The organism is Rhodococcus sp. P4_E4, assembly GCF_056401575.1.
Window position 1 is genome coordinate 60,693 of the sequence record NZ_JBFUJB010000024.1, and the last position, 18,479, is coordinate 79,171.

Sequence of the window (18,479 nt, forward strand, 5' to 3'; positions counted from 1 at the left end):
ACGGTAACCCATCCCGATACCGCAGTGTCGGATCGAGGTTGTGCAGCCGAGTCACAATTCGACAAGCAGGCTGATTCCGAGAACCGCCATCATCACGGCGATCAGAGCGTCGAGAATCCGCCAGGCGTTGGGTTTCGCAAAAAGCGGCGTCAGCAGACGTGCGCCGTAACCGAGGGCGCTGAACCAGACCACACTCGCGGTGATGGCACCGGCCGCAAACCACCAACGTCCGATTTCGCCGCGACCGTTGGCAATTGAACCCATGAGCACCACGGTGTCGAGGTAAACGTGTGGATTGAGCCAGGTGAGAGCCAATGCCATCGTGACGGCGGCCAGCCTCGAACCGTTGCCGTGCTGATCCGGCGCCAGCGTCTGGGGTCGAAGCGCCCGCTTGGCGGCGAAGATTGCATAGCTGAGGAGGAAGACCGCACCGGCGATACGAACGAACGTGATCAGCGACGGTGCGTGTTCGAGGAGGGTCCCGATTCCGCTGATGCCTGCAAGGATCAGAATTGCGTCTGACAACGCGCACACTGCGACGATCGGGAGTACGTGCGATCGCGTCAGACCTTGGCGAAGAACAAACGCATTCTGGGCGCCGATTGCGACGATCAATGACAGTCCGACTCCGAAACCGACGAGGGCCGACGCAGGGTCGTTGGTGCTGAGCATGTTGTCGAGCCTGCCGCTCAGATTTCATTCAGTCCAGCTAATGATTCTTAGGACGCATCAGAGTAGCTTCAGATTATGTTGGATTTCGAGCAACTGAGGGCATTGCGCGCTGCGGTCGACGAGGGAACCTTCGAGGCGGCGGCGCGGAAGCTGCACATCACGCCTTCGGCGGTCAGCCAACGAATCAAAGCTCTCGAGACCTCGGTTGGCCGGATCCTGGTGCAGCGCACCAAACCCATCCAGGTCACCGATTCCGGGAGAGAAGTCCTGCGTCTTGCCCGTCAGATAGACGCACTGTCGCGTGACACCGTGCGAGAACTCGGTTTGGAAAACGGTTCGAACACCTTCGCCCGCGTCTCGATCGCGGTCAATGCCGATTCGCTGTCCACTTGGGTTCTCGGGGCCCTCGCGGAGTTCACGCAAGAAGTCAGTTTCGATTTTCATCTCGACGATCAAGACCACACCACCGAACTGCTGCGCGACGGTTCGGTCATGGCTGCCGTCACGTCGGTTGCGTCACCGATTCAAGGGTGTACCTCCAGTCGGTTGGGCATCATGCGGTATCGGCCGATGGCGAGCGCAGAGTTCTGCCGTCGCTGGTTCGCAGATGGTGTCACGGCCGAATCTCTTTCGGAGGCACCGCTGGTGGTGTTCAATCGCAAGGATCTGCTGCAGGATCGGTACCTCGATCAAAAGGTCGGCCACCCGGCAGATCCGCCTCGCCATCTTGTTCCGTCATCGGCAGACTTCGCGGACGCCGTCAGGCGGGGATACGGGTGGGGGTTGATACCGGACCTGCAGTGCGGCGAAGACGATCGCGGCGGGGTGTTGATCGGATTCGATCCGGACTTCGTGGACGACGTTCCGCTGTACTGGCAGCAGTGGAAACTGTCGTCACCCGTCTTGCGCCGGATCTCCGAAGTGGTGACCCGACGCGCTCACGAGGTGTTGCATCAGCCCTCGATCTGATGTTCGCCGCCCTTGCGGCGTTGTGCTCAGGGAACAAAGAACCTGGATAAGTTGATCCCCTGAGACCGTTTCTTCGGCCGCAGGACGCCGATAGTGTTTTGAGTCACACACGAATGAAAGGTGCTGACTCTCGTGGCGGACATCGGATATCTGGCTTGGGATCTTGCGGAGAAGTACAGGAAGAAGCCGTGCCTGCGGGACGACCACGTCGAACTCACGTATGAAGAGTTCGCAGATCGTACGGAAGCTGTTGCCGCGCAATTGGCCGGACTCGGAATCGGACTCGGTGACGTGGTGGCGATCATGCTGCCCAATCGCGCCGAGTTGCTGATCGCGATCATGGCTGCCTGGCGCATCGGTGCTGCAGCTACGCCCATCAATCCGATGTTCACCGCGAACGAAGCGGATTACCAGATCGCGGACTCCGGGGCCGAGTTGGTCATCACCGCCTCTGCCGATGCGCCCTCGGGTGGCCGTGCGGTGTTGGTCGTCGACGATCTGGCGACAGTGCCGCCGACCGATCCCCGACCCGGAATCGATGTTGCAGCAGACGATCTGGCGTTGCTCATCTACACCAGCGGCTCCACTGGACGGCCCAAGGGAGTGATGCTCACGCATTCCAACCTGCAGTTCATGGCTTCGTCGATGGGCAAGAACATCGGTGTTACCGGCGCGGATCACTGCCTGCTGATTCTGCCGTTGTTCCATGTCAACGCGATCTGCGTCAGCGTCCTGACGCCCTTGCTTGTCGGCGGACAGGTGAGTGTCACCGGGAAGTTCTCGGTTTCGAGATTCTTCGACGACGTTGCGCGGCTTCGCCCCACGTATTTCTCGGCGGTGCCGGCAATCTACGCGATGCTGACCTCGCAGCCGGAAGACGCCTCGATCAACACGTCGTCCTTGAGGTTTGCCGTGTGCGGTGCGGCGCCGATCAGCAAGGAACTCCTCGAACGCGCGGAGCAGCGTTTCGGTTTCGTGATCGTGGAGGGTTACGGACTCACCGAGGGGACCTGTGCGTCGGCCTGTAATCCTGTGGAGGGCCTGCGCAAACTCGGTACGGTCGGCCCGGCGTTGCCCGGCCAGCAGATTGCCATTCTTGCCGAGGACGGAACCTTTGCTCCCGTCGGAACTGCCGGAGAGGTGGTCATCAAGGGCGGCAACGTGATGCGTGGCTATCTGGGCAAGCCGGAGGAGACCGCGAAGACCGTCAAGGATGGTTGGTTGCATACCGGCGACGTCGGGGTCCTCGACGAAGACGGCTACCTGACCCTGGTCGATCGCATCAAGGACATGATCATCCGTGGGGGCGAGAACATCTACCCCAAGGAGATCGAAAATTCGCTCGCCACACATCCTTCCGTGCTCGAGGCCGCCGTCATCGGCGCTCCGCACCAGGTCTACGGAGAGGTGCCAGTTGCCTATGTCGTTGCCTACCCCGACGCGCCCGTCACCGAAGGCGAACTGCTCGAACATGTCACGGCCTTGCTCACCCGAGTAAAGGTGCCAGTGGCGATCTACGTCGTCGATACGCTTCCCCGAAACCCGGTGGGCAAGATCGATAAACCCGGAATGAGACGAGCTCTGAGCGCAACTCCCGCTCACTAGTCCCTTCCCCGTAATACCAGCACAACTCGACGACGTGCGTCGAGTCGATCCGTCATGCCCACATTCCGTATTTCAGGAGCACATCATGGGATTCAAAGAAGGAAACTTCCCTCCCGTCGATCCGGCAACCTTCATGGACAAGCCGTTTCTCGAGCGTCTGCGTGACATGTCCACGCACTGGGTGGATTACGGCTTCGGTACACCGAAGATGGTCCACACCGTCTACATCATGAAACTGTTGTTCCTCTACCTGGTAGCTGGAACAGCCGTTGCCACTTTGACTTCCGGCCTCTCGTGGTTCGACATCGGATCATGGTGGAACCAGCCGATCGTCTACCAGAAACTCATCATCTGGACGATGATGCTCGAAATCCTGGGCCTGGCAGGGTCTTGGGGTCCATTGGCCGGCCACTTCAAACCGATGACCGGTGGAGTTCTTTACTGGATCCGCCCCGGCACGATTCGCCTTCCACCGTGGCCGGGCAAGGTGCCGCTCACCTCGGGTGACACCCGCACGGTGTTCGACGTCTTCATCTACGTCGCCGTAGTCGCCAATCTTCTTGTTGCCGCGGTTCTTCCCGGCGTTCACACCGCAGGAATCGATTCGGCAATCGCCGACAATGCCGGACTGGTACGCCCGACGGTCTTGTACTCCTTCCTCGTGCTCATGGTGATTCTCGGGTTGCGGGACAAGGTGCCCTTCATCGCTGCCCGTAGTGAGCAGTACCTGCCGGCGATCTTCTTCTTCACGTTCCTGCCATTCGTCGACATGATTCTGGCGCTCAAACTGCTGATCGTCATGGTGTGGATCGGTGCCGGTGTCTCGAAGTTCGGCCGTCACTTCTCGCTGGTGGTCCCCCCGATGCTCAGCAATACGCCGTGGATCCCGTCGAAGAAGATCAAGCGTGCGCACTACCGGAATTTCCCGGAGGATCTGCGGCCCTCGCACCTCGGCGGCGGGGTCGCACACGTGGCCGGAACGATGGTCGAGATCGTCACCCCGCTGATACTGCTGTTCTCGACGAACAAGACACTCACCATCCTTGCGGTGATCCTCATGGTCGGATTCCATCTCTTCATCGCGTCGACCTTCCCGCTGGCCGTTCCGCTGGAATGGAATCTTCTGTTCGCTTACGCCTCGGTCTTCCTGTTCCTGGGCTTTCCGGCGTGGAACGGCTACGGCCTCGGCGCCATGTCTTCACCCTGGATCACAGCGGGAATTATTGCAGCCCTTGCCTTCTTCCCCATTCTCGGAAACCTTCGACCCGATCTGGTGTCGTTCCTGCCGTCGATGCGTCAGTACGCCGGCAACTGGGCATCTGCGACGTGGGCATTCGCGCCGGGCGCCGAAGCAAAGATCGACCAGTACATCAAGCGTCCGTCGCCGGATACGCGTAATCAGTTGATGACGATGTACCCCGAAGATGTGTCCGATGTCGTTCTGCATCAGCTGTTGGGTTGGCGTTCCATGCACAGCCAGGGGCGTGCACTGTTCTCACTGATGATCAGACACCTCGGCGACGACATCAACACGTACTCGCTGCGGGAAGCCGAGTTCATGTGCAACTCCATCGTCGCCTTCAACTTCGGTGACGGGCACCTGCACGACGCGAAGTTGATCGCCGCCATTCAGCGTCGCTGCAATTTCGCGCCCGGCGAGTTCCTGGTGACCTGGATCGAATCGCAGCCCATCCACAAGGGAACGCAGGAGTACCAGGTGATCGACGCAGCTCTCGGCGTCATCGAACGAGGTACTTTCAAGGTCGCCGACGCAGTTGCCGAACAACCGTGGTTGCCGAACGGGCCCATTCCGTTCGACGTTCAGTGGACACTGGACGTACGGGCCGACCGCGCGGCAACAGATCCGCAGGTTGTCTCCGAGCCGAAGATGCGTACGAGGGCCAGCGGTAGCGAGCAAGAGGTGAGTAAGTGACAAAGGCCGTAGTCGTGGGGCGCGGAGGCACCCGCTCCGGTCCGATCGACGTGCCGGGGTTGATTCACGATCACTGCTCGGCGTTTCACCCGATGGGTATCGGCTCGCCGTACCTGTCAAAGCTGGACCTCGAGCGATACGGGCTGATCTGGAGATGGGCAGAGGTGGACTGCGCGCATCCGCTCGACAACGGGGACGCCGGTGTTCTGTACCGCTCGCTGGAGCAGACGGCGGCGGGACTCGGCGCGGACGGACCTCGATGGCAACGCATGTTCGGTGACTTGTCGACGGGATTCGATGCATTGGCGTCCGACCTGATGCGCCCGATCGTCAATGTCCCGCGGCATCCGCTGCGGCTCGCAGCTTTCGGTCCGCGAGCGCTGCTTCCGGCAACCGTGACCGCGAAGTTGTGGAAGACCGACAAAGGGAAGGCGCTGTTCGGCGGGGTTGCCGCGCACGCCTTCTATCCACTCAACCGTCCGGCCACCTCGGCGGTGGGATTGATGATCACTGCTGCTGGTCACCGCTACGGTTGGCCGGTTGCCGAGGGAGGTTCGCGTTCGATCACCGACGCCATGTCCGCGATGCTCCTCGATCACGGCGGCAAGATCGACACCGGCATTCGGGTTCGCACGGCCTCCGAGATTCCGGACGCCGATGTTGTTCTGCTGGATGTCAATCCGGGGGGTGCGCTCGAAATACTGGGCGATCGACTCCCGGGCCGAGTGGCGAGAGCCTATCGAAAGTTCAAGCAGGCTCCCGGAGCGTTCAAGGTCGATTTTGCGATCGAAGGTCATGTGCCGTGGACCAATCCGGATTGCGCTCGGGCCGGAACTGTCCATCTGGCAGGTGGTTTCGACGAAATCGTGGCCGCTGAGCGTGAGACGAATTCAGGCCGCATGCCGGACCGGCCGTTCGTGCTCCTCGGTCAGCAATACCTGGCTGATCCCACCCGATCCGCCGGGAACGTTCATCCGCTGTACGCCTATGCGCACGTGCCACACGGATATGCCGGCGACGCTACAGAGGCGATCATTCGTCAGATCGAGAGGTTTGCGCCAGGATTCCGGGATCAGATCGTCGCGACATCGAGCAGTGGTACAGCTGACCTGGCACAAGACAATCCGAATCAGGTAGGCGGCGACATCATCGGAGGTGCCAACACCGAACTGCAGGTTGTCTTGCGTCCGCGCGTCGCAGTCGATCCGTACAGCACGGGGATCGCGGGCACTTACCTGTGCTCGGCCTCGACCCCGCCGGGTGCCGGAGCACATGGAATGTGCGGGTACAACGCGGCCGAATCGGCTCTGAAGTACCTGCGACGAAAGGGTGCGGAAGTTCTGTGAGTAGTCCATCGCACAAGGAGCGAGGCGCCGGCGCGATGCGGCGTCTCGCCCGAGTGCCTGCAGCCGCGGAGCCGGAAGTGCTTGCGGTGGTTGCCGAGTTGGCCCGACGACTCGACGAGCGCAGTGCCGACATCGCGCGTGAGATGGCCTTCATGATGGCTCACGAAATCGACCAATTGGATGCAGACGCCAAATTGCTCGAAATGCTCGAGGCCAGCGTGCAGGGAAACATCACGACGATCATCCACGTATTGGCCAACGACATTCCGATCGACCATCTCCAACCGACTACTGCCGCAGTGGAATACGCTCTGCGTCTGGCGCAGCGGGACGTTCCGTCCAACTCTCTCGTTCGGGCCTACCACATGGGCCAAGGCGATCTGATGCGGATCTGTCACGACGAAATCAGCACACTGGATATTCCGGCGCGACTCACTTTGGCTGTCCTGAAACACACTTCGGATGTGGTCTACAGCTACATCGACTGGATCACGCTCTACGTCTTCGACGCGTACGAGCGGGAACGCAGTCGATGGATGGCAGCGCAGGGAAACCTCCATTCGGCCGCGATCCACGCCCTCCTGTCCGGCACCAACGCAGATACCGCTGCATTCGAAGCTGAGACCGGATACCGACTCGGTCAGAACCACGTCGCCCTGGTGGTTTGGTCGACGTGGGATGCGGACGTCATGGGCATCAACACGCTCGATCGACTCGTACGTGATCTCGGCGCAGCGGCGGGAGCGGACAAGCCGCCGATCATCACCGCCATCGATCGACGCACGGTGTGGGCGTGGCTGCCGTTCGGTCGCCGGGTGCCTGCGCCGGATCCGGAGGTTCTCGCTGCGGCAGTGCCGTTGGACGGCGGAGCGCGGGTGGCAATCGGACTGCCAGGGTCAGGGGTCGAAGGTTTCAAGCGATCTCACGAACAGGCAACCGCCGCCTATTCGGTTGCTGCCGTGCCGGATACGCCGCAACGGCCGGTGGTGAGCTTCGGGGACCGCGGCGTCGCTGTGGTTTCACTTCTGTCCGAGAACATCGATTCTACGAAGTCATGGGTCTGGGAGGTGCTAGGCCCGTTGGCGGACGATACGCCTTCTGCTGCATCCTTGCGGACGACGTTGAGTGTGTACTTCGCCCACGGAGAAAGCCATCTGCACACTGCCAATCACATGAATCTGCACCGGAATACAGTGAAGTACCGCATCAACAAGGCGCTCGGGGATCCAGTCGCTGCCGGCCGAGACAAGTTGGATCTCGCTCTGGCCCTACAGGTTTGTGAGTTGTTGGGTAGATCGGTCCTGCGCCCCGCTAAAACCTCGTGAGTCGTGGACGCGCCACGGCCTGTGGGCTCCGTATCGGGGTTTGATGTCCGATGCGGAGCCTAGCCGTGTTCTGTTGTGCCCGAGGAGTACCACCTCAGGTTTTGAAGGTGGTGTTCGCGGGCCGCGGGTGCTGTTGCGGGTCGATCGAGGGTGGTGGGATGAACCAGGGTTTGTTGTCGGCGCCGATGCGGATCACCCATTTCCCGACGAACCCGGACTTGCGGTGCATCAGCCGATGATGCGAACGGCACAGTAGGACAAGGTTGTTCATCACCGTCGGGCCGCCGTTGGCCCAGTGCCGGATATGGTGCGCATCCGTCCATGCCGGCACGCATGTGCATCCGGGGAACGCGCAGCCTTTGTCGCGGGCGATCAACGCCACTCGCTGTTCGGCAGAGACCAACCGTTTCCCGGGTTTCGCATCCAACGGTGCGCCGTGGCTGTCGAGCAGAACGGTCGAGAGGAAGCAGTCACATCCGAGGAGTCTGGTCTGCGACACGGACAGCGGCCCGAGCCACGGCATGTGCCCGACATCAAGATCCGACACAGCCACTCCACCACCATCGGGCGCGGGCGCGGCGGCGCAATCCCGATGCTCAGCCAGATCACGCGCGTTGATGTGCACGTTCACGTGCGGACGCTGCCCACCATCGAAACCGGTCTTCGCGCAATCGAGGTACCGGCGGATCAGTTCGGTGAACCCATCCGCCGTGCGTTTCGCCGCAGACCGAGAATCCGGRGTTCCATCCGGTGCCGGGGTCGGCATCGTCAGATTCGACAACGCCGACARCAACATTTCCCCGGTGAGAGCATCGAAATCMCCGCGCACCACCACCCGACCATTCAACGTCGACGCGATCCGCAACTCRTTCCGATCGGTATCTTCGGCAGGCGGAATCTCATCGGATTCGAACACCCGCTCCAAGGTCGCGATAACACTCCGCACCTTCGTCGTTGTCGCCTCCACCCCCGACGCAGCAGCCAACAACAAATCGATACAGCGAGGGAGCGCCTCCTCCGGCATCCCCTTCGGAGGTGACTCGCAGAACGCCACGATCAACACTGCATGATCGAACGAGCAATCCCCGACATCGAACCGGGCCGCCACCGCCGGAAACGGGCGTAGCGCTGCACCGAGGGCGGCGATCTTCTTCCCGTCCCGGACCTGCAGCATCGTGTTCGCCGCCAACCAGCAACCCACCCCGCGGCTCGCAATCACCTGATCATCCGGCCGCAACGAGAGTTCGTCCACCACCGCCACCCGAACAGCCTCGAGACGAAGAATCTCCGCACTCGCCTCGATAGCAGCGGCCCGCAACTCCGCAGCCGTCAACCGCCACAGGCGTCCGCGCAAACCCACCGCAGAACCACAAACGACGTCAGATGATGTGTTGATACTCATTGAATCCCCCGATCCCCACCTCAAACCATATTCGAATATGTGTTCGAGTCAAGAGCTGATTCACTAAAGAATCGGCCTGACTCTGCGATGTCAGCGGGTTGTCATACTGTGGTCGAGTGACTTCGCCGTGGACAGCTGGGCAGGTGGCGTCGGTAGCTCCCGACGCCGCATCGCTGGCCGCTGCGCGCAAGTTGGCTGGTTCGTGGAGCCATGCCGGAAGTAGCGGTCTCGCGCTCTGGGGGCTGTGTCAGGGCAGCGGCTCGAAGCCGTATCAAGCAGTGATTGACCTGCGGGGCCCTGCATACAAGTGCTCGTGCCCCAGTCGAAAGTTTCCGTGCAAACATGCTCTGGGGCTGCTGGTGGAATGGTCGGAAGGGCGTGTGCCGTCGGCGGACGAGCCCGCCGACTTCGCGGCAGAGTGGTTGTCGCGCCGCGAGGAGAAGACCGAGAACACCGGCGAAAGCGGCGACGAGGCGCCCAAGAAGTCTCCCGACCCGGCGACAGCGCAGAAGCGCGCCGACCGCGTTGCGAGCGGGCTCGTCGAATTGGACCTGTGGATCACCGATCAGATCCGCGGTGGTCTGGCGGCGATGGACACGTCCTGGGCGGGCTTCGACGCGGTAGCCGCTCGCATGGTGGATGCTCAGGCGCCCGGTATTGCAGGCGCGCTTCGAGCATTGGCGGGAATCGTTGCGTCTACGGAGAACTGGCCCGAGAAGGTCCTCGACGAGTTGGCTCGGTTGCACCTGCTGGTCGCTGCGCATCAGAAGCTGTCCGAGTTGCCGGAAGATCTTGCCCATTCGGTGAAAGCGCACGTCGGCTATCCCGTCTCAACCGAGAGTGTGATGGAATCGATTCCGGTGAAAGAGAACTGGATGATTCTCGGTTCCGGGATCACCGAGGAGAAGCGACTGTTCACCCGAACCGTGTGGATGCTCGGCAGGAATTCGAAACGGTGGGCCATGCTGCTCGACTTCTCCCACGGGTCACCCAATTTTGCCACCGAAACGCCGCCAGTCGGGTTTCTGCTCAATGCCGATGTTCATTTCTATCCCGGTGCCGCGGCATTGCGGGCGCGGATGGGGGCAACGCACGGTGAACCGGAGCCCTTCACAACCATGCCGTTCGGAAGCATCGACGCTGCGTTGCAGCAGTTTACCGATGCCCTCGCCGCAGATCCCTGGTTGCGCTCGTGGCCGGCAGTGATCAGTTCGGTGGTCCCGTCGTTCGTCGACGGTTCCTGGTTTCTCGTCGACGAATCGGGCACAGCGCTTCGGGCAGAAGGTGATTCGGATCTTCTGTGGAAGTTGCTCGGTATTTCCGGCGGTTACCCGGTCACGGTCTGCGGAACGTGGAATGCGCTGGCTCTTACTCCGATCTCGGTTTTCACGGGAGGGCAGGTGATCGTGCTGTGAGCACTTTGATCTCGGCTGCTCTTCTCGGGACTGCCAGAACCTCGACAACATTCGAGGAGCTGCCGGCCGAAGTGCGAGGCCATGCCCGCGAACTCGACGGCGATCCTGCCGAGATGCTTCTGGCAGCAGCAGCGGTGGAGAGGGCGTACCGCCGTGGCGGTGCGGGCTCCACCACGGCGGCCGTGCCGACACCTGCTCCAGACGATGTGCGATTCACGCTGCCGGAATCCTCATCGGCGCACCTGCTGTCGATGCTCGCGGCCAAGGCGACCTTGCTCGACGAGTGGTTCGCAGTCGCGTTGGAGCGCAACTACCGTGCGCCTGATCATCTGGTCGCCGAGTTGCTTTCCTTTGCACGTGCGAGCGAAGCTCACCGGGAGAGCATCCTGCAGATCGTCGGCGAGCGTGGCCGATGGCTAGCCGCGCAAAACCCCGAGTGGAGCAAGCTCGTCCGAACCAGGGATGCAAATCCGGATGTCTGGCGTCACGGAAGTTCGTCCCAGCGCACGCAGTGGCTGATAGACACTCGCCGAACAGATCCCGCGCTGGCACTGGCCGAACTCAGAAAATCGTGGGGCACCGAGCGGGGCGAACAGAAGGCTGCATTTGTCTCGACTCTGGCAATCGGATCGAGCGCCGACGATCAACCATTGTTGGAGGAAGCCCTCGACGACCGTCGCAAGGACGTGCGACGCGCAGCAGTGGAGGTGCTCGGACGTATTCCCGAATCGGAGTTCGGGGAGCGAATGGCCGCGCGGGTTCAGAAATGGGCGCGGGTGGAGCGGAAACTGCTTCGATCCACGTTGGTCATCTTGCCGCCTGAGGAAGTCGATGCGGCGGCGAGGCGAGACGGCATCGAAGATCGGCCGAATCCACACACCGACTATCGTGCTGAGTACGTGCGTCAGGCGATCAGTTCTGCGCCGTTGTCTTTGTGGAACAATATGATCGGTGAACCCGGCAAGGTCTTGGGGGTGAGCGTTGACGAAGGCTGGGAGCCGATCCTTCACGACGCTTGGTCCACCGCTGCAGTCGCGCAGAACAATGCGGAATGGGCGCTGGAACTCTTTCGCATACGCGGCACGGCAACCGATCGACGCCTACTCCCGTTGGTGCCGGCCAAGGCGCTGGCTGACCTGTTGAGGTCTGGAAACGGCGACGCCAATGTTCTGAACCCGGGCCGGGCAGCGATCTACGACGCTCTGCGAGGTCCATGGCCAGACGACATCACCCGGGCAGTCGTGGCCCAGTGGGAACGAGTTGCGGCCAGACGCGCCGATGGGGGCGCCAAGGCCGGCGAATTCTCGCGCTACAAATACAGCGCATCGCTACGCCTAGCCGAGAGTCGATTTCCCTACAGCGCAGTAACTTTGCTCGATCGGGCTGCGGAGCGTGCACGTGACCCGGACTGGCGGCAGACCTTCGCCAGAACTGCCAGCGCCATCACCCACCGCAAGACCCTGCTCGAGGAGCTCACATGACTGACAGCGTAACCGTGCCCACCACAGAACCGGCAAAGCTGATGCGGCCCCACGCAGAGCAGGAGTACGCACTCGAACTCGAAGCACTGGCCGCGCAGGACACCCGTCCGCGTCCACCGTCGTGGAACTTGTCGCCCTGGGCCGTGGTTACGTATCTGTTGGGTGGCACACTCGACGACGGAACGGTCATTTCACCGAAGTACGTCGGTCCTCGGCGGTTGATGGAAGTGGCCGTCGCAACTCTTGCCACCGACCGGGCGCTACTGCTGTTGGGCGTGCCGGGTACAGCCAAGACCTGGGTCTCCGAACATCTTTCGGCTGCAATCTCGGGTGCGTCGACGCTCCTGGTTCAAGGCACGTCGGGTACACCCGAGGAAGCTATCCGCTACGGCTGGAACTACGCACGCCTTCTCTCGGAGGGGCCGACCGCCGGTGCGCTGGTGCCGTCACCTGTGATGACCGCGATGGAAACCGGGAAGATCGCCCGCGTCGAAGAGTTGACGCGCATTCCGGCCGACGTGCAGGACGCCCTCATCACCATTCTCTCCGAGAAGACGTTGCCGGTGCCGGAACTGGGTATCGAGGTGCAGGCAGCCAAGGGCTTCAATCTGATCGCTACCGCCAACGATCGCGATCGCGGTGTCAACGATCTGTCGTCCGCACTGCGTCGACGGTTCAACACAGTTGTTCTCCCGTTGCCGGCCAGCGAGGAGGACGAGGTGGCTATCGTGGCACGCCGAGTCGAACAGTTGGGCGCAGCACTGGAATTGCCGACAACCCCCGCAGCAGCCGAGGAAATTCGCCGGGTCGTCACCGTGTTCCGGGAACTGCGATCAGGCACGACCACCGACGGCCGCACCAAGTTGAAGTCCCCGTCCGGAACTCTGTCGACGGCGGAGGCGATCTCGGTGGTCACCAACGGTTTGGCGTTGTCTGCGCATTTCGGGGACGGCGTACTGCGGGCATCCGACGTCGCTGCCGGAATCCTGGGTTCGGTGATCAAGGATCCGGTCGCAGACAAGGTTGTGTGGAACGAGTACCTCGAGGCAGTAGTGCGTGAACGCGGCGAGTGGTCCGACTTCTACCGGGCGTGCCGCGAGGTCACCGGGTGACCATCGTGATTCCGGACCTGCGTGTCCGGGTCTTCGGTATCCGTCACCACGGCCCGGGATCTGCTCGTTCGGTTCGGCAGGGCCTGGACGAGTTTTCCCCCGACGTGGTCCTGATCGAAGGTCCTTCGGATGCAGACCCGTTGGTGATGCTGGCGGCATCGGAGTCGATGGAACCGCCGATTGCGTTGCTCGCGTACGCCACTGGCGAACCGTCGAAGGCGGCATTCTGGCCGTTTGCAGTATTCTCACCCGAATGGCAAGCGCTGCAGTGGGCTGCGAAGAACGGTGTGCAGGCAAGGTTCTGCGATCTGCCCGCGTTCAACGTGTTGGCGGATCAGGGGATTCGTACTGTCCGCGAGGGCGATCCTCTGTCTGAACTGGCCGCGGCCGCGGGTTTCGACGACACCGAACGCTGGTGGGATTCGGTGATCGAATCAAGCTCGGGCGCAGATTCTTTCGATGCGATCACCGAGGCGATGGAGGCGCTGCGTGAGACGGTGCCGATCGACGAGGAGACAGCGCATCGCGAAGCATATATGCGGCAGGTGCTGCGAAAGACGTTGAAGGATGGCGCCGAGCGGGTAGCGGTCGTCTGCGGTGCCTGGCACGCGCCGGCGTTGGTCGGAGCCTTGGGGCCTGCGGCACCCGACGCCCGCATTCTCAAGGGGATGTCCAAGGTCAAGACCTCGCTGACCTGGGTTCCCTGGACACATTCACGCCTGGCGTCGGCATCGGGTTACGGAGCCGGAATTACCTCGCCGGGCTGGTATCACCATCTGTTCACCGCGAACGACAAGACGATCACGCGGTGGCTCACCAAAGTTGCGAGGGTGCTCAGGGACGAGGACCTTCCGATCTCGAGTGCTCACGTCATCGAAGCTGTCCGATTGGCAAATACGTTGGCTGCACTGCGTTCTCGCCCGCTGGCCGGATTGTCGGAAGTTACCGAGGCTACGAGGTCGGTAATGTGCGACGGAAACGACGTTCTTCTGGATCTGATCACACGAAGACTCGTTGTGGGCGAAGCCCTGGGCACGGTGCCCGAAGAAACTCCGACGGTTCCGCTCGAAGCAGACCTGCGAGCACGTTCGAAGACTTTGCGGCTCAAACAACAAGCGGGAGCCAAGAATCTCGATCTGGACCTGCGACGCGATATCGACGTCGAGCGTTCCCAGTTCCTGCACCGACTGGGGATCCTCGAGATCGATTGGGGAACCCCGGCCGACAGTGAGGTCCGTTCCACCGGAACTTTCCGAGAGACTTGGGCGCTGCAATGGAAGCCCGAATTCTCGGTCTCGGTGATCGAGGCGTCGCTGTGGGGTACGACGGTGGCCGCAGCGGCGGCATCACGTGTCGTCTCGAAGATCAACGAGCCGGACATCACTCTCGCGTCACTGATCGGACTACTGGAGAGCTCACTGCTCGCAAACCTCCCGGCAGCTTTGTCTGCGGTTTTGGAGAGTGTGAAAACGGTTGCGGCACTAGACCATGACGTGTCACATCTGATGGCTGCGCTACCGGCGCTGACCCGAACGCTGCGATACGGCGATGTGCGCGGAACCGATGTGACGGCGTTGATCGACGTCGCCGACAGTTTGTTGATCCGGATCTGCACCGGCCTCGCAGTCGCCGTCACCGGACTGGACGATCCCAGCGCCGAGGAGTTTCGCGATCACCTCGACAAGGTTCACTCGGCAGTCATGGTCCGTGACGATCGCGATGCGAGCGCACGGTGGCTGCAGGCGATGGCCGGCGTGATCGACCGTGACGACGTCAACGGTTTACTCGTCGGACGGATGGTGCGGCTACTGCGCGACAGCGGTTCGATCACGGAAACCGCTGCAGCCCAGCGCTTGTCTCGGGCCCTGTCCGTGGGCAGCGCGCCGACCGCCAAAGCCGGGTGGGTCGACGGGTTTCTCGGCGGCGGAGGGCTTGTGCTAGTTCACGATCGAGCGTTGCTCACGCTGATCGACACGTGGGTCCGCCAACTTCGTGAGCAGGACTTCATCGACACGCTTCCGTTGCTTCGACGCACGTTCGGAGCCTTCGAGGCAGGGGAGCGTCGAGCGATCGGTCAGGCGGTCAGAGGTGGACGACGCGTCGAGACGACAGTGGAGACCGATACTCGACGCGGCCGAGCGGCAATGGCGGTTGTTGCCGAGATACTGGGAGCGCGCGTATGAGCGACGACGATCAGCGCCTTCGGCGCTGGAGATTGATGCTCGGGGAATCCGCCGAAGAATCGACGGGAGGGCTGGGCCAACCGGGCGACAGTCGAATGGATGCAGCTCTCGCAGCGCTCTACGACTCGTCCGGCCCGACCAAGGGGCGCCGCCGCTCCGCCGGATTGGGGGCGTCGGCGCCGTCCGTCGCCAGATGGCTCGGCGATATCCGAACGTACTTTCCCAGCACGGTGGTGCAGGTGATGCAGAAGGACGCAATCGACCGACTGGGTTTGGCGCAGTTGCTGCTCGAACCGGAACTGCTCGATGCCGTCGAGCCCGATGTACATCTGGTCGGGACGCTGCTGAGCCTCAACCAGGTCATGCCGGAGGCCAGCAAGGCCACTGCGCGAATGGTCGTCGGGAAGGTGGTTCGGGAAGTCGAAGAGCGAATCGCGCAGAAAACGAAGGCCGCGGTGACCGGGGCACTCAATCGTTCGGCCAGAACGTCGAATCCGAAGTTGCGTGACATCGACTGGGACCGAACCATCCGAGCAAATCTGTCGCACTACCTGCCGGAGTATCGAACCGTCGTCCCCGAGCGGCTCGTCGGATACGGCCGCAAGTCGAAATCTGTGCAGCGCGACGTGGTCCTGGCGATCGACCAATCGGGTTCGATGGCCTCCAGCGTCGTCTACGCGTCCGTGTTCGGCGCGGTGTTGGCGTCGATGCAAGCGCTGAAGACTTCGCTCGTGGTTTTCGACACCGCCGTCGTCGATCTGACGGACAAACTGTCCGACCCCGTCGACGTCCTGTTCGGGACCCAACTTGGTGGGGGCACGGACATCAACCGCGCAATCGCGTACAGCCAGTCGCTGATCTCGCGTCCTGCCGAGTCGATGTTTGTTCTGATCTCGGACCTCTACGAGGGCGGTATTCGGAACGAGATGCTGCGGCGCATGGCGGCCATGAAGAATGCCGGCGTTCAGGTTGTGGTTCTGCTGGCGCTCTCGGACGACGGCGCTCCATCGTTCGATCACGACAATGCAGCGGCGCTGAGTGCCCTCGGGATTCCCGCGTTTGCGTGCACGCCGGACAAGTTTCCGGAACTGCTCGCGGTCGCTCTGGAACGCGGCGACGTGTCGGCCTGGGCCGATCAACTTGCACTCGAACAGCGCTGACTCGAACGGCACTGACTCAAACAGCCTCAAACAGCACTGACCGGTCTGCTTCGAAGACCTGAGCACCGGGTACACCCGCACGATGGGTGACGGACAGGTTGCTGGTTCGACTACGCAGGCGGGTTCGGGGCTGGTTCTCACGGTGTTGGCGAGCAGCCAGTTCCTGATGACCCTGGACAGCTCGGTCATGAATGTTTCGATGGCGACCGTCGCCGAGGACGTCGGCACGAGCATCACCGGCATTCAAACCGCGATCACGCTGTACACCCTGGTCATGGCGACTCTGATGATCACGGGTAGCAAAGTCGGTTCGATGATGGGCCGTCGCCGAGCCTTCGCACTCGGCTTGGTCATCTACGGCGCTGGGTCTCTGACGACTGCGCTCGCTCCGAATCTCGTGGTCCTGTTGATCGGGTGGTCGTTCCTCGAAGGCGTCGGCGCGGCGCTCATCATGCCCGCGATCGTTGCGCTCGTCGCCACCAACTTCCCGGCGGAGAAGCGTCCGGCGGCCTACGGCCTCGTCGCTGCAGCAGGCGCGATAGCCGTGGCAGTGGGGCCGCTGATCGGCGGCGCGGCGACGACATTTGCGTCGTGGCGTTACGTGTTCGTCGGCGAAGTCGTGATCGTCGTCCTGATCTTGTTGGTGCTCAGCAAGGTGGTCGACGTCCCACCGTCGAAGTCGCGCCTCGACTACTTCGGTTCGATCCTGTCCGTGGTGGGACTGGGCATGATCGTCTTCGGTGTGCTGCGTTCGAGCGAGTGGGGTTGGGTACAGGCCAAACCTGGCGGGCCGCAGCTGGTGGGGTTGTCTCCGGTGGTGTGGCTACTGATCGTCGGGCTCCTTGTCGTTTACGGATTCCTACGCTGGGAAGGTCGACTGGCCGCTGCGGGGAAGGAGCCGTTGCTTGATCCGGCGATGCTGCGAAACCGCGAACTCAGTGGCGGGCTGTCGATGTTCTTCGCGCAGTTTCTGGTGCAGGCGGGCGTGTTCTTCGCGGTTCCTTTGTTCTTGTCCGTAGTTCTGGAGCTCAGCGCTCTCGAGACCGGAATTCGCATCCTGCCGTTGTCGGCGGCGCTCGTCGTGGCGGCGATCGGTATTCCGAAGCTACGGCCTACCGCGAACCCTCGACGCGTGGTCCGAGTCGGATTGTTGGTCATGGTCGTCGGCATTCTGATGCTCGTGGCAGGCATGGACCCCGGCGCCAATGCGGCGATCGTGATGATTCCCATGCTGTTCATGGGTTTCGGCTTGGGGTGCCTGTCTTCGCAGCTCGGAGCCGTCACGGTGTCCTCGGTCCCGGACGAGCGCAGTACCGAGGTCGGCGGGTTGCAGAACACCGCCACCAACCTCGGCGCATCCTTGGGAACTGCCCTGATCGGATCGGTTCTCATTGCCACTCTCACGACGTCGGCGATCGCCGGAATCGAAGACAATCCGGCGGTTCCGACATCGGTGCAGCAGCAAGCGAGCACCGACATGGCCTCGGGCGTGCCGTTCCTGTCGACGACGCAACTCCGATCCGCTCTCAATGACGCCGGCGTCGCCGAGTCCACGGCGGATGCGATCGTGGACGTGAACGAAGAAGCCAGGCTGGACGCGTTGCGTGTCGCTTTTGCCGTGGCAGCGCTGCTCGCAATCGCCGCGTTGTTCCCGACCGCTCGAATCCCCCGCGTCGCGGTCGGCGACAAACGTGGTTCGAGCTAAGAATCAGCAATCGCGGATCGACCTGGACGATCGACGGAACGACCTCTGGATATAGTGATCTGCGCACAATCGATTCGTCAGATGGCTACCGTTGTGAAGGAAACAAGCAGCGAGTCTGAAACACTGACGTTTCACCGGATAAGGGTTCGGTGGGGAGCCAGGGGAGGTTCG

At 62.1% G+C, this 18,479-nt stretch carries 12 protein-coding genes and 1 pseudogene; 11 read left to right on the plus strand and 2 right to left on the minus strand.

The window, feature by feature from the left end; all coding sequences use genetic code 11:
* Positions 1–51: 51 nt before the first annotated feature.
* Positions 52–672: a LysE/ArgO family amino acid transporter gene (locus tag AC1DVN_RS25315; RefSeq protein WP_020971145.1), complete on the minus strand. Its 621-nt coding sequence runs from the start codon at positions 670–672 to the stop codon at positions 52–54.
* A 75-nt stretch (positions 673–747) separates the two neighbouring features.
* On the opposite strand from AC1DVN_RS25315, the gene AC1DVN_RS25320 reads away from it, so the two are divergent.
* The 5 genes and pseudogenes from AC1DVN_RS25320 to AC1DVN_RS25340 all read left to right on the plus strand — a co-directional run bounded on the left by AC1DVN_RS25320 (position 748) and on the right by AC1DVN_RS25340 (position 7,850).
* Complete coding sequence (locus tag AC1DVN_RS25320; RefSeq protein ID WP_269576734.1) at positions 748–1,641, plus strand: LysR family transcriptional regulator ArgP; 894 nt, start codon at positions 748–750, stop codon at positions 1,639–1,641.
* A 132-nt stretch (positions 1,642–1,773) separates the two neighbouring features.
* Positions 1,774–3,246: a class I adenylate-forming enzyme family protein gene (locus AC1DVN_RS25325; RefSeq protein ID WP_477994329.1), complete on the plus strand. Its 1,473-nt coding sequence runs from the start codon at positions 1,774–1,776 to the stop codon at positions 3,244–3,246.
* An 85-nt stretch (positions 3,247–3,331) separates the two neighbouring features.
* Positions 3,332–5,179 carry a DUF3556 domain-containing protein gene (locus AC1DVN_RS25330; RefSeq protein WP_477994330.1) on the plus strand — a complete coding sequence of 616 codons (1,848 nt, stop codon included), beginning with the start codon at positions 3,332–3,334 and terminating at the stop codon, positions 5,177–5,179.
* Between the two features lie 23 nt (positions 5,180–5,202).
* Positions 5,203–6,525 (plus strand): annotated as a pseudogene (locus tag AC1DVN_RS25335) (phytoene desaturase family protein); the annotation flags it as partial.
* A gap of 35 nt (positions 6,526–6,560) precedes the next feature.
* Positions 6,561–7,850 carry a PucR family transcriptional regulator gene (locus AC1DVN_RS25340; protein WP_019745783.1) on the plus strand — a complete coding sequence of 430 codons (1,290 nt, stop codon included), beginning with the start codon at positions 6,561–6,563 and terminating at the stop codon, positions 7,848–7,850.
* A 94-nt stretch (positions 7,851–7,944) separates the two neighbouring features.
* On the opposite strand, the gene AC1DVN_RS25345 is transcribed toward AC1DVN_RS25340, so the two are convergent.
* Positions 7,945–9,252, minus strand: coding sequence for an HNH endonuclease signature motif containing protein (locus AC1DVN_RS25345; protein ID WP_477994331.1), 1,308 nt, complete (start codon positions 9,250–9,252; stop codon positions 7,945–7,947).
* Positions 9,253–9,368: 116 nt separating this feature from the next.
* On the opposite strand from AC1DVN_RS25345, the gene AC1DVN_RS25350 reads away from it, so the two are divergent.
* The 6 genes from AC1DVN_RS25350 to AC1DVN_RS25375 all read left to right on the plus strand — a co-directional run bounded on the left by AC1DVN_RS25350 (position 9,369) and on the right by AC1DVN_RS25375 (position 18,308).
* The gene (locus AC1DVN_RS25350; RefSeq protein ID WP_283567245.1) at positions 9,369–10,667 is read left to right on the plus strand and encodes an SWIM zinc finger family protein; all 1,299 of its coding nucleotides are present in this window, start codon (positions 9,369–9,371) and stop codon (positions 10,665–10,667) included.
* Positions 10,664–12,148, plus strand: a complete 1,485-nt coding sequence (locus AC1DVN_RS25355) for a DUF5691 domain-containing protein (RefSeq protein ID WP_172932711.1) — start codon at positions 10,664–10,666, stop codon at positions 12,146–12,148. Before AC1DVN_RS25350 ends, AC1DVN_RS25355 begins: the two co-directional genes overlap by 4 nt.
* Entirely contained in the window at positions 12,145–13,260 is a 1,116-nt protein-coding gene (locus AC1DVN_RS25360; protein WP_020909497.1) for an ATP-binding protein, read from the plus strand. The genes AC1DVN_RS25355 and AC1DVN_RS25360 overlap by 4 nt, the downstream gene beginning before the upstream one ends.
* Entirely contained in the window at positions 13,257–15,443 is a 2,187-nt protein-coding gene (locus AC1DVN_RS25365; RefSeq protein WP_283567244.1) for a DUF5682 family protein, read from the plus strand. The genes AC1DVN_RS25360 and AC1DVN_RS25365 overlap by 4 nt, the downstream gene beginning before the upstream one ends.
* The gene (locus AC1DVN_RS25370) at positions 15,440–16,603 is read left to right on the plus strand and encodes a VWA domain-containing protein (protein ID WP_046379481.1); all 1,164 of its coding nucleotides are present in this window, start codon (positions 15,440–15,442) and stop codon (positions 16,601–16,603) included. The genes AC1DVN_RS25365 and AC1DVN_RS25370 overlap by 4 nt, the downstream gene beginning before the upstream one ends.
* Positions 16,604–16,685: 82 nt before the next feature.
* Positions 16,686–18,308, plus strand: a complete 1,623-nt coding sequence (locus AC1DVN_RS25375) for an MFS transporter (RefSeq protein ID WP_029256518.1) — start codon at positions 16,686–16,688, stop codon at positions 18,306–18,308.
* Positions 18,309–18,479: the final 171 nt, after the last annotated feature.